Origin of the sequence: Terrimonas ginsenosidimutans (assembly GCF_022012415.1) — a bacterium.
Classification (GTDB): Bacteria; Bacteroidota; Bacteroidia; order Chitinophagales; family Chitinophagaceae; genus Terrimonas_A; species Terrimonas_A ginsenosidimutans.
The window spans coordinates 92999-106060 of the sequence record NZ_JAKLTR010000021.1; the positions used below are offsets into that span (position 1 = coordinate 92999).

Here is a 13062-nt window from a genome sequence, read left to right on the forward strand (position 1 = left end):
AGTTTGGTTTGGGTGCGGAGGTTTGGGAAGTTTCAGGGGTTCCCGAGGTTCATGCCCACGGGGACGCGTCTTAGCATAGCCATCACTTGCGTATTGACTGGCGTAAGGTTGCCTGAATGATGAGATAACCAGAACGGCCATGAACTTCCTAAACCTCCTGACCTGCTCCCCACAAACCCAACTTTTAAACTCTTAAACTCTTAAACTTTTAAACTTTTACCCCCTTTTCCCGTTACGTTTGCCTATGTCTTCAACTCACTTCCCCCTCATCATCGTCGGCGGCGGGCCGATCGGCATGGCTTGTGCCATTGCGGCAAAGAATGCCGGCATCAGTTACCTGGTTCTGGAAAAAGGCAGCCTGGTCAATTCGATCTACCATTACCCGGTGAATATGACATTCTTTTCCACGTCTGAGCGGCTGGAGATCGGGAATGTGCCGTTTGTGAGTAATAATGCCAAGCCAACAAGATTGGAGGCGCTGGAATACTATCGCCGGGTGGCAGGCTCTTTCCAGTTGAATATTCGTCTGTTTGAAGAAGTGAAATCGGTCGGGCGCACGGGCAGTTCATTTGAGGTGATCAGCAGTAAGGATTCTTACAGGGCTGATCATATCATTATTGCCACCGGTTTTTATGATATCCCTTATTTGCTGAATGTTCCCGGTGAAGACCTTCCCAACGTGACGCACTATTACAAGGATCCTCATTTCTATGCTTTCCAGAAAGTGATCGTGGTGGGTGCGCAGAACTCGGCGGTGGATGCGGCGCTGGAGACCTGGCGGAAAGGTGCGGATGTAACGATGGTGGTTCGTGGGGAAGAGATCGGCAAAAGAGTGAAATACTGGGTACGCCCGGATATCATCAATCGCATTGAAGAAGGGTCGATCAAAGCTTTTTATCAGTCGTCCATTAAAGAGATCCGTGAACGGGAGGTCGATCTTTTGACACCGGATGGAGTGGTGACGGTTGAAAACGATTGGGTGATCGCGGCAACGGGCTATCAGCCTAACCTTGATTTTCTTCACGGGATCGGGATTGATCTTTCAGCAGATGAAGTGCGTTGCCCGGTGATCAATGAGGAGACGCATGAAACGAATATTCCGGGAATATATCTTGCAGGAGTGATCTGCGGGGGAATGAATACGCATCGTTTATTTATTGAGAATTCAAGAGAGCATGCGGGGAAGATTGTTGCAGCGATAAAGAAAAGGCTGGCGTAAGAGTATCGCAAAGCACGCAAAGAAACCGCAGAGTGCGCAAAGTATCTCTTTGTATTTCTTCGTGTTCTCTGCGGTTTCTTTGCGTGCTTTGCGATACTCCTGCGCTAATCAGCAATAAAGACTGAAACTGTTTATACCCTAACCGCTAACCGCCGAAATAAACGCCTGCAATTTCACCCTATCGAGTTTTCCTTCCGTCCTTACTCCATTGCAAATGTCCACACCGTAAGGCTTCACCATTTCAATCGCCTGCTGAACATTATCCGCATTCAATCCTCCTGCCAGAAACACAGGCTTAGACACCCTGCTGACCAGCTCGCGGCTGATCTCCCAGTTATGCGTATTCCCCGTTCCGCCCAATGTCTTCACCGCAGCTTTAGGATTGCCGCTATCCAGCAGGATATAATCCACCTGATCCTGTATCCCGATCGCCTGTTCAATACTCTCCTCCCCTGTCACGTGGATCACCTGCACGATGCTCACAGACGGCATTGCTTCCCTGATCTGATCGTAAGTTCCTGCTGTAAGTTCATCAACGATCTGAACAGTGTTGGCTCCGGTTCGTTGAATATGTGCAATGATCTCCGCCGCAGATTGTTCACTCGTGAGAAGAAAAGACGCGATCTCTTTGGTAATATGCGGCGTGATTGCAGCAATTGATTCATCAGATATCGGCCCCGGGCCGCTGGGCATGCGGGCAACAAGTCCAACAGCATTTGCTCCGGCATTGATGGCCATCATTGCTTCTTCGATGGAAGCGATGCAGCATATTTTTATTTTAACGGGCATGGGAAGTGTTTTGCTTCAAATGGTAATTAAATGTATGAATGAAAATATAACTATGCGGATGAATGAATGAATGCTGTATCATCGCACTGAGAAATCGATATTCTTAACACTAAAGACAACATCAAGCAATATGAACCATATTTCCCAGATCAAAAACTTGTATCTATTATACAACCTTCATTACAACATTTCTACCCGGATGAGACAGGCAATATCGGCTGTTTTTCAAAATTAGCGTGAAACATCACTTTTAATCACCGCAAAAAAAATGCTGCATACTGCGCCCAGTCACAAATTAATCTCAGCGTTTTACCGGTCAGCTACCACTATTCCATGATAACTTCCGTTGTAATAACTTATTCTTTCAAATTTACCCAGCGAGATCATTTTTTCATTTATCCTTACACCGTCAGCATAATCCTCAAAAATCTCTACCGGTAATGGCCTGTACGCTGGAGTAGATTTAATGTATTTCGAAAAAAAATATGGATCAAGGTCGCCGAATTCAGAGCCAAAAATCAGCGAAACTTCCACAGTCTGCCCGGTCCTGATATTTTCAAATCCACAATGTGCACCATGAAAATAGTAATTCCAACCTTCAACCTTTCCTCTGGACCTTCCGCCACGCTTCAATTCGGCAAACGTCATCATAGGATGATCTTCGTCCAGTTTCAGGTTAAATTTATCAACCAATTTAAACAGAAGTGTTTGTGCTAATTTCCGGTAGTCTTTTGCACATTGTTCAAAAAAGTACTGATTATTTTCAATTTCTATTTCCGATATAAGTTTCGCGATATTTATTTCCGGCTCCAATAAATGAACACCAACCTGGAAATCCGGAAGTTCATTTTTTAAACGCTCCCCGATAGCCTCGCGCCAATTCCGGACTTCCTTTGCAAAAATCAGCTTCAGTATCCGCTCTCTCGGAATTGTCCTGATTGTCTCGAGTGCGGGAATTTGCTCAATAGTATAAATGTTTATTATCTCAATCGTTCTATCCAACGGGCTTTATTTTTTTTAACTAGTCTGGTTAAATCCTGGCGGCGTGGCGGCGTTTAATGGCCGCTTAACGCTTGCTACTTACAGTTAAAGATACAAGGCTTACGCTTTCTCCAATCCCTTAAACTCGGCCAATCTTCACAGTAAGTGGTGCAACCAGATGCTTTAATAGTTATAAACAATCTATTTCCTCAGGAAGCTGAAGATGATATAGCTGGAATGACGCCTTGTACAAGTCCAAAATGTTCCAACGCCTTCCATATCCCGTTACTATCTACATCTGCCGTAACATAATCTGCTATTTCCTTTACCGGCGGATTTGCATTACCCATAGCCACGCCTATCGCTGTTTGAGTCAGCATAGCAATATCATTGCCTCCGTCGCCAAACGACATTGTCTGCGATGGATCTATCCCGAAGTGCCTGCAGAATATTTCGACTCCTATGTACTTGTTCAATCCACCGGAATTAACATCAGCAAACAATGGTGTCCATCTCGTCGCAACAGAGTTGAACATCACCGTTTCCATAAATTTCTTCTCCTCTTCAGGCGTTATGAAAATGTTCGCCTGCAACACGTTTTCAAAATCAATATTTTCGGGATCCAACACTGGAGGTACAGGAAGGTCTACATGCTTGTACATATCCTCAACCGACTGGGTGATCGACTGAATAAAAACACGGTCATGATACATAAGCGCATAATTCACACCTTTCTCCTTTTGATATTGCACCAGGGCCCTGATATCATCAGCATGAATCATTTGCTTGTGCAGAATTTCACCGCCAACTGTGGCGCAGAGCCCTCCATTAAAACAAATAAATCCATCAAAAGAGATCTCATTTAAAACCTCCAATGCCTTGATCGACCTGCCAGTTGCAACAATTACTTTAATTCCCTTTTGGCGTAATGCATCAATTGCCTTCCTGGCAGAAGCCGGAACACTATTAGTTTTAAAACTGACCAATGTCCCATCAACATCAAAAAAAACAGCCCTGATCTCTGTCGCAATTTTCTGCGCACTTTTATTGTCATTAATATTCATATATTATCATACCCTTTACTGCTCCTGCAGATATTTCTGAAAGCCCACAAATTTGCAATGTGGTGTTATTATCTAATGAAACGCCAAAGTTAAAATGCCCTATCCATAAAACCAGAGAATTAATTCCCGGCATCGTATCTATACCGACTCAAATAATGTCCTTCACATTTTCTTAATATCAAATCCCGCAACACCAAATCCTCAACGTATAAATTTGTCGGTGGTATGCAACTTCCCGAAAATATACAACTGATTGAAGCGCTAAGGAACAGCGATCAAAAGATCTTCCAGGATCTTTACGATCACTATAGCGAAGCCATTTTCAATAATATCTACAAGCTGATACCCCAAAGGGATGATGCGCATGACATCCTGCAAAGCGTTTTTCTGCAATTATGGGAAAGCCGGCTCAAACTTAAAGAAGAACAATCGGTAGCGGGCTGGCTCTTCACCACCAGTTTCTATCTCTCGATGACCCACCTGAGATCAGTGGCGCGAAGCCGACTGAAAGTGCTGGAAGATGATCTTGAAGTAGCAGACAATACCTATAATGACAGTACCGGCGAATTGTATACGCAAAAAATGGCCCTGCTGAATAAGGCGATCAACGAGCTCCCCTCCCGTAAAAAAATGGCCTTCGAACTCTGCAAAATTGAAGGTAAGACCTACAAGGAAGCTGCTTCTATCCTCGGGATCGCCGAAGACACCGTAAAGGAATATGTAAAATCTGCCACCAGCACTGTGAAAAGATATGTGATGCAAACAGATCTTTCCATGTACATGTTCCTGCTCGTTTTTCTTTCCTGATCATGGGTTAATGATTTGGTAACATTCGCGGCACCCCCCTTTTTTTATCCTTTTACATTTTACTATAGAACATGCAGAATTTACAATTACTCATACAGAAATGCTGGAGCGGCACCGCTTCTTCTTCCGAGCTCAATGAACTATTGCAGCAACTCGACAAAGAAGAGAGCAAACTGTTCGATACGTGGATGCAGGAAATGCCAGGCAATACTGACGCAGGAAAATCCATTCCTGTATTTGATAAAGCCGGTGTCCGTGAACTGCTGCTATCAAAGATCTCTGTGAGTAATGAAACGCCTGTTGTTGCTATGAAACAACCCGCTTCAAGGGTGCTGAAAATGTTCCGGATCAGCGCGGCTGTTGCCGCCGTTTGCCTGCTGATGGTATTGCCTTATCAATTCCTTTTCCGGGGAACGAAAGACAATACCAGCGAACTAGCCGATGCGCCATCTGTGGAAAATATTATCCTGTCCGGAGATACAAAACGTGAAGTATTACTGAAAGACGGCAGCACCGTTCTGCTTTATGAGCAAAGCTCACTCCGCTATGATACCGGCTACAATAGTAAGGAAAGAAAGCTGACCCTGAAAGGAAAGGCGCGGTTCACGGTGAGCAAGGATAAGAACAGACCCTTTATCGTATTCAGTGGCCCACTATCAACCACTGCACTGGGAACGATATTCGAAGTGACAGAGGATGACGACAGCACAATTGTTTGCCTGATGGAAGGCTCCGTAAAAGTGCAGAATTACAAAGTATCTCCTTTTAATACTGTCTATCTTGTTCCGGGACAGAAAGCCGTGAACAAAATGAATGCAGGGCTGGCCATACAAACGGCGACTAGCACAGTATCGCCCGATGCAGCAACAGTGAACAAGGATAAAACAATACCGGCGAAAACGCAGTTAACGTTCAGGCAGACGCCTCTCGAAAATGTATTCAGGCAACTGGAAAAAATGTATGCCATCCGAATTAAATATTACAAAGCGGATATATCCGGAAAGATGTTCACCGGAACCTTTGATCAACATGAATCCTGTGCAGATGTTCTGCAGGTGATCGGAAACCTGAACAACCTGGAGATCATCTCCGGCAACCAAGAGTTTATCATTAAAAAATAATTGAGCAAAAACCAGATTGACAGTACACACCCGGGCGTGTGCAGGCAATCTATTGCCCAAAACTAAAAGCATGAAACAAACAACACTTCAGAAGACGGCAGTCTTATGGCTGCTGCTGCTATCTTGCTTCTTCAGCGGCATCGCGCAGGGGCAGGAAGCAAATATCAAAGGGATGATCGTGGATGAAACAAATCAGCCTGTGAATGGTGCTAGCGTACAGGTAAAGCCACATGACAAAAATGATAAAACCCAATATGCCACCAGCAATGACAAAGGAGAATTCCTGATCTATTCATTAAGGACTGGAGCAAAGTACGATCTTCTCTTTTCGCACGTGAACTACCTTCCGAACACTATCGCCGGGATCGAGATCAAAAAAGGCGAGAACAATTCTCTGCTGGTAAAACTCAAAGCATCGAACCAGGATCTGGAAGAAGTGGTGGTCACCTCGCTCGGTATTACAAAAGAAAAAAAGAAACTCGGCTATGCCGTGCAGGAAGTAAAAGGGCAGGATATCAATACCGTCAAAGGCGGTAACGTTCTCAGCAGTTTGCAGGGACGCGTGGCCGGTCTGAATATGACCACCGTCTCCGGCGGTCTTGCCGGTTCAAACAGAATCGTGTTGCGGGGCGAATCATCCCTCAATATCAACAAGAATATTGCGATGGTGGTAGTGGATGGTGTGCCGATCAATAACAACCTTGGCACCGGTAACTCAAGCGACCTGTCGATCGACTATGGCAGCGGCGGCGCAGAGATCAACGCAGATGATATAGAATCCGTCAGCATCATGAAAGGGCCGAATGCGGCGGCTTTGTACGGCTCAAGAGCGGCCAGCGGTGTGATCATCATCAAGACAAAAAAAGCGGCAGCAAATAACCGTTTGGGCATTTCTGTAAACAGCAATACAGCATTCGATCGCGTGTTGAAAACTCCGGAGTTTCAAAACGAATATGGTGGTGGAACAGGTGTTGGCCTCAAGTACTATTCTTACGGCGACGGTCCGGACGGGCCTAACACGTCCAACTCGGGCCACAACTGGGGTGCCAGATTCCAGGGACAGAAATTCATCCAATTCGGCTCTCCGCTTGATGAGACAGGGAAACGCATCCCGATCGACTGGAAAGCGTATCCTGATAATGTGAAAGATTTTTACATTACCGGCCGTACACTCATGAATGGCCTTGCCGTGCAGAAGTCTGGCGATATCGGCAACTTCAGAATTTCTTATAATAACTATAATCAAACAGGCATAATGCCTAACACGGAGCTGAACCGTCACCAGTTCAATTCCAATACAACGGTGAATGTTTCCTCCAAACTCAGCATCAGCGCCAATATAAACTATGTTCATAGCAATAGCGATAACCTGCCGGTGATCGGATATGGCGGCGCCTCTCCTACCTACAACTTTATCTGGACGGAAAGAAATGCCACGATGGATTGGTTCCGTGATTACTGGATCAAAGGACAGGAAGGCATCAAACAGAATTACTATTTTACCTGGGGCGATAACCCATACATGACCATGTATGAGCAATTGAACAGCCTGAAAAGAAACCGTGTTTTTGGAAATGCATTTGTGAACTACTCGATCCTGCCGGAACTGACTTTGATGTTCAGAACAGGTATCGATTACTCAGGTGAAGCCCGTGCATCACAACGTCCTGTTGGCTCCGTTGTTGCGATCAATGGTCTGTACAGACGCCAGGATCTGTCCTATTTCGAACGCAACTCTGATTTCCTGCTTTCTTATACCGCTCCTAAAAAAGGAATGTTGCATCTGTCAGCTTCCGTTGGCGGAAACAATCTGCAGATCAACACAGGAAGCAATACAGTAACAGCCAACGGACTTGTAATCCCCAGCGTATACAATCTTGGTAATGCATCCGGCAGGCCGATCGTAGATGAGCTTAATACGGTGAAGAGAGTGAACAGCCTTTACGGCGTTGCCGATGTTGACTATGACAATAAACTTTTCCTGCAGTTAACGGCGCGTAATGACTGGTCGACAACGCTCCCTAAATCGAATAATTCCTACTTCTACCCTTCTGTTTCCTTAAGTGGGTTGATGACAGAGATATTTGGTTTGAAGTCAGACATGGTGAACTACTGGAAAGTGCGCGGCTCTTTTGCACAGGTGGGTAACGATACCGATCCTTACCAGACAAGTGCCTATTATGAATACAGTACACTGCCGGGTTATGTAGGTCTGCCAGCAGTGATACCAAATACGGATCTGAAACCAGAGATCACGAGTTCAATTGAAATTGGTACAGAATTGAAATTATTCCGCAACAAAGTGAGTCTTGACTTTACTTATTACGCAGCATCCAGCCGCAACCAGATCCTGAGAAGTCCATTATCTACCGCAACAGGTTTTGGATCAAAAGTGATGAACGCCGGGAAGATCAATAATAAAGGTTGGGAAGCCGTACTCGGGGTCACACCGGTGAAAGGCAAATTCACCTGGGATGTATCACTGACTGCATCAGCCAACCGCAGCAAAGTGGTTGAACTGGCAGACGGCGTGGAAAGCTATGTGATAGCAAGCGCGCAGGGCGCAACGATAGAAGCACGTGTCGGCGGAAGAATGGGCGACATATACGGTGTAGGTCTTTTAAGAAATGACGAAGGGAAGGTTGTTTATAAAGGTGGCGTTCCTGTATTCACCAGCAATACGATCAGACTTGGCAACTACAATCCTGACCTGATCGCAGGTATCCGCAATAGTTTCAGCTACAAAGACTGGACGTTTGGCTTTTTGTTCGACGGAAAATTCGGCGGCAGGATATACTCCTTCACTTATGTTACAGGAACAGAAGCGGGAAGTTTAGCCAATACATTACCCGGCCGTGAAGAAGGTATCGTAGGTGATGGCGTTGTATTAAATGCAGATGGGTCTTATTCTCCGAATACAGAAAGAGTGTCCGCGTACACGTATTACAGGGGATATTACAAACGTCCGAACGTTGAATCAAGCACATTCGATGCTACCTATGTTAAACTCCGCGAACTGATGCTTGGCTATCGCATCCCTGCCAGAGTGCTGAAGAACAGCTGGATCCAGTCGGCACAGTTCAGTCTGACAGGCCGCAACCTGCTGCTGTTCACAAAAGTCCCCAACATTGACCCTGAAACATCTTTTGTATCCGGCGGCACGGTTGTTCCCGGAGTAGAAAATGCACAGATCCCATCCACAAGGAGCATTGGCGTCGATCTTAAAATCACCTTCTAAAAAAAAAGAACATGCGAAATATATTTATCGTTACAGCATTCCTGCTGGCAGGATTAACAGCCTGCAAAAAGGTGGATAATGTAAATCCAAACGTGCCGGTAGTCGTCAATCCGGGCGTTGTATTACCACAGGTTATTTACAACGTATCAAATACGTTGGTTAACAATGCCTTTGAGCTGAATAATGAGTTGATCCAGTATACCTGTATGAACAATACCTTCACGGAAGTACAACGGTTTAAATTGCTCCCGGCGAATTCAAACGGCATCTGGAATATGTATAACCGTCTTCGTGATCTGGATGATATCATTGCGATGAGTGAAAAAGCTGATGGGCTGACCAATTACAAAGCGATCGCAAGATTGCTGAAGACCTACATCTTCTCCGTGATCACAGATGTATATGGCGACATTCCGTACACAGACGCAGGCAAAGGCGCTTCCAACACACTGTTCACCCCAAAGTACGATAAACAGGAAGACGTTTATAAAAGCATGCTGGAAGAATTAAAAGATGCAGCCGCTTCTATCAACACATCCGCCACTCTTACATTCGGAGGAGACCCGGTATTCAAAGGAACAATGTCCAAATGGATACGATTCGCCAACAGCCTTCGCCTAAGATTACTGATGAGAGCTTCTGCAAAAATGCCTGCTGCCATCACAGAGATCAGAACGATGCTGGCTTCGCCTCAGCAATATCCTTTGATGCAAGGTAATGATGACAACTTTGTGTACAAATACAGCGGCAGCCTTCCTGATGTATATCCACTCGCACCAAACTATGTCCGCGACTTTGATTTCAAATACAAATCTGTGAGTGCATTTATCGTTGATTCATTGAAGAAATTCAATGACAGCCGCTTGTTCCAGTTTGCCAGGCCGACCAATGCGTCAGCAGGAACAGCCAACCCGCAATACGTTGGCCTACCGAATTCATTACCGGTAACAGAGTCGGCGAATTACAATGGAGGTTACAACTATCAGTCATATCTCGGCACCCGTTTTCAATCCAATACAGAACCCGCGATCTGGATCACCTGGGCCGAGGTATTATTCCTGAAAGCGGAAGCGGCGCAGAAAGGCTATTCTTCTGAGAATGCGACAGACCTGTACAATGCAGCGATCAAAGCCTCTTTCGAATATTGGGGAGCGCCGTTTCAAACCAATTACCTGGAGCATCCTTCGGTGAAGTTTGATGGACAGCTTTCGAAGATATACCTGCAGAAGTTCTTTGCGCTGTTCTTTACGGGAATGGAAGCGTGGAATGAATACAGGAGAACAGGATACCCGTTATTGGTTCCCGGGCCAACAAATGTGAATAATGGGAAGATCCCGAACAGGATCCCCTATCCGCTCAGTGAGCAGTCGTTGAACCGGGCGAACTATACCGATGCGGCTCAAAGAATGGGTGGAGATAATATGAACTTTAAAATGTGGTGGCAGGAGTAAACGACTCGCCAATCTTTCGCCCTTTTTGAGAAAGCTGTTAAGTTAAACTTGCGTAATAGGAGCGCGGCGGGCGCGGCGATACGCAGCGAACGCGGCGAAATACAATGTCTTTCATGGCTGTTTCGCTGCGTCCGCTGCGTATCGCCGCGCCCGCCGCGTCCCCTTACGCCAAACAAAATTAAAAGTCAATATGATCAAGAGATTTCGTTTTATACTATTATCAGCGGCTCTTTGTTGTTTTGCCGATACAAACGCCCAGCAGCCTTCATCAGAGAAGAACCTGGCAGCGCTGAATTACTTCCAAAACTGGCAGATCACCGAAGTTGCCAAAGGCGGCCGCATCGATGCCATCCGCCAGCTTGATGAAAATGTTGTCCTCTGCGCCGCAAGAGGCGCCAACAAAGGCAGGATATACATCAGTTACGACAACGGACTCAGCTGGAGCTTTCTGGCCCAGCCAGTAACTGTTGACATCACCTGTATTGCTGAAACCGGCAACAGGCAGGAGTTTTACATTCTTACAGGAACCGCTGAAGTATGGGGAACAAAGGACGGTGGTAAAAACTGGAAACACCTGAAGACATTATTGGATAAGAACCGTAACCGTGAACGATACGCCGCTTCTTACGCCATCATGTATACAAAAGATGGAGCCTTGCTGGTGACGGATACCGATTCCGATGGCGGCCATATCTATCGTTCAACAGATAAAGGAACCACCTGGAATGACCAGGGCGCTATCTCACACAATGCATTGTACCGTTTGGAAAGAACGGGCAATGGCATCATCGTGAACGGTTGGCAGGGAGCAGTATATAAGAGCACCGATGATGGCATCACCTGGAATAAAATGCAGCAACTGACCAATGCCGCGTTGTTTGCCACCGAGTATCTTGGCGTCAGCATCATGCTGCAGGCAGACCAATCGGGTACGATCTTCAGAAGTACTAACCTTGGCTATGTATGGGATTCAGTTGCAAACCTCACAGATGCTGCGGATGATTTTGTAGACATAGGCTATGGAGCGGCGTATTATGGTACGTATACCGGTAAAAAACATGTTTACCTGACAACCAATTATGGCAAGACCTGGACATCACTCGACACGATCCCTTCTGTTGCCGGCGACTGGCTTGATCATGGGATCCGTGTGGAAACGAATGATTCTATCATAACGTTATCGGGAACGACCAAAGGATTCATGATCCGCAGTGCATTTCACAAAAAAGAACTGGCAGAAACATTGGAAAAGATCAATGGAACGAACACACGCATCCTCTCACCTGTAGCCAGACAACTGAACGGAACCGAAATCATTTCCAGCCTGGTGAACACACGGGCGCTAAATGAACCGGAAGATATTGTGATCGACCGTGGGTTTGCCTATATCCCCTGCAGGGATGGGAATAATGTGGCGGTGATCGACTATCGTAACCCGCGTAAACCTGTTGTGGCAAGCAACCTAATGGATAAAGATATTCTTGATGCATTCAGTGTAGCTGTTTATAACAACCATCTTTTTGTGTTGTCCATGACCAACAATATGGTAAGTGTTTACAAGATCACCGATCCTTATCATCCGAAAAAAATCGGAGCTATAAACGTCGGAGGTGAAGGAAGCTATCTTTCAACATATCGTTCCAATTATACAAGGCTTCGCAAACTGGTGATCAAAGATGGTTATGCGTATGTGACACATAGTTCGGAGAGTAAGGTGTATATACTGGACGTACGTCAACCGGCAAATCCGAAACAGATCAGCAGTTTCCACACAGGTGACGGCGCATTTGCAGCACTCGTACACGGTGATGTATTGTATCTCGCAGGATATGGCCCGGGTTCATCGCTTGTTACGGTGGATGTGAAAAACAAGATCAATCCTGTTATCACCTCCAGGACGTTTGATTCTGTTCAGTTGAAAGGGAGTTGCGCGTTGGCTTTAAAAGGGAACCATTTATTCCTGACGGCTTATAATGCAAACACAGTATGCAGTTTTGATATCAGCGATCCGTTGCATCCGAAGCTGGTACAGGTGTTAAACGATGCGGATATGAAAGGCCCGGGTAGGATCAGTTTTTACAAGAACAAAGCGTTCGTGTTGAATTCGGTGAATAATTCTGTAGGGGTGCTTGATGTGAGTGAAGATGGGACGATGAAGGTAAATTCGTATTTACAGCATTACTTACTAAAACGGGTGTATGGGATCAATGTGGATCAGGATAAGTTGCTGCTGGCGGGGAGGGAATCGAAGAGTTTTGTGGTGGTGGATATGGGGAAGATTTTTGAGTGATGGGGGGACTTCTAAATCTCCCCCTTCAGGCTACCGTGTATCCATAAGTATTAGAATGGCTTAGGGGAACGCGGCGGACACGGCGATACGCGACGTACGCAG

Annotated in this window: 9 protein-coding genes; 6 read left to right on the plus strand and 3 right to left on the minus strand. The window is 45.8% G+C overall.

Features of this window, described 5'->3' with window-relative positions:
• Positions 1-244: 244 nt before the first annotated feature.
• Positions 245-1219, plus strand: coding sequence for a YpdA family putative bacillithiol disulfide reductase (locus LZZ85_RS24525; RefSeq protein WP_237876253.1), 975 nt, complete (start codon positions 245-247; stop codon positions 1217-1219).
• Positions 1220-1357: 138 nt separating this feature from the next.
• On the opposite strand, the gene LZZ85_RS24530 is transcribed toward LZZ85_RS24525, so the two are convergent.
• The 3 genes from LZZ85_RS24530 to LZZ85_RS24540 all read right to left on the minus strand — a co-directional run bounded on the left by LZZ85_RS24530 (position 1358) and on the right by LZZ85_RS24540 (position 4053).
• Complete coding sequence (locus LZZ85_RS24530) at positions 1358-2008, minus strand: phosphoribosylanthranilate isomerase (protein WP_237876254.1); 651 nt, start codon at positions 2006-2008, stop codon at positions 1358-1360.
• A 309-nt stretch (positions 2009-2317) separates the two neighbouring features.
• Complete coding sequence (locus tag LZZ85_RS24535) at positions 2318-3010, minus strand: DUF6896 domain-containing protein (protein WP_237876255.1); 693 nt, start codon at positions 3008-3010, stop codon at positions 2318-2320.
• A 188-nt stretch (positions 3011-3198) separates the two neighbouring features.
• Positions 3199-4053 (minus strand): Cof-type HAD-IIB family hydrolase, encoded by an 855-nt coding sequence (locus LZZ85_RS24540; RefSeq protein ID WP_237876256.1) that lies wholly within the window; start codon positions 4051-4053, stop codon positions 3199-3201.
• A 225-nt stretch (positions 4054-4278) separates the two neighbouring features.
• On the opposite strand from LZZ85_RS24540, the gene LZZ85_RS24545 reads away from it, so the two are divergent.
• From LZZ85_RS24545 to LZZ85_RS24565, 5 genes are all read left to right on the plus strand, one after another.
• Positions 4279-4860: an RNA polymerase sigma factor gene (locus tag LZZ85_RS24545; protein ID WP_237876258.1), complete on the plus strand. Its 582-nt coding sequence runs from the start codon at positions 4279-4281 to the stop codon at positions 4858-4860.
• Between the two features lie 71 nt (positions 4861-4931).
• Complete coding sequence (locus tag LZZ85_RS24550) at positions 4932-5981, plus strand: FecR family protein (RefSeq protein WP_237876259.1); 1050 nt, start codon at positions 4932-4934, stop codon at positions 5979-5981.
• A gap of 70 nt (positions 5982-6051) precedes the next feature.
• Positions 6052-9219: a SusC/RagA family TonB-linked outer membrane protein gene (locus LZZ85_RS24555; RefSeq protein ID WP_237876260.1), complete on the plus strand. Its 3168-nt coding sequence runs from the start codon at positions 6052-6054 to the stop codon at positions 9217-9219.
• Positions 9220-9230: 11 nt separating this feature from the next.
• On the plus strand, positions 9231-10670 hold the full coding sequence (locus LZZ85_RS24560; protein WP_237876262.1) for a SusD/RagB family nutrient-binding outer membrane lipoprotein: 1440 nt from the start codon (positions 9231-9233) through the stop codon (positions 10668-10670).
• Positions 10671-10860: 190 nt separating this feature from the next.
• Positions 10861-12960, plus strand: coding sequence for a hypothetical protein (locus LZZ85_RS24565; RefSeq protein ID WP_237876263.1), 2100 nt, complete (start codon positions 10861-10863; stop codon positions 12958-12960).
• The last annotated feature ends 102 nt before the right edge of the window (positions 12961-13062 follow it).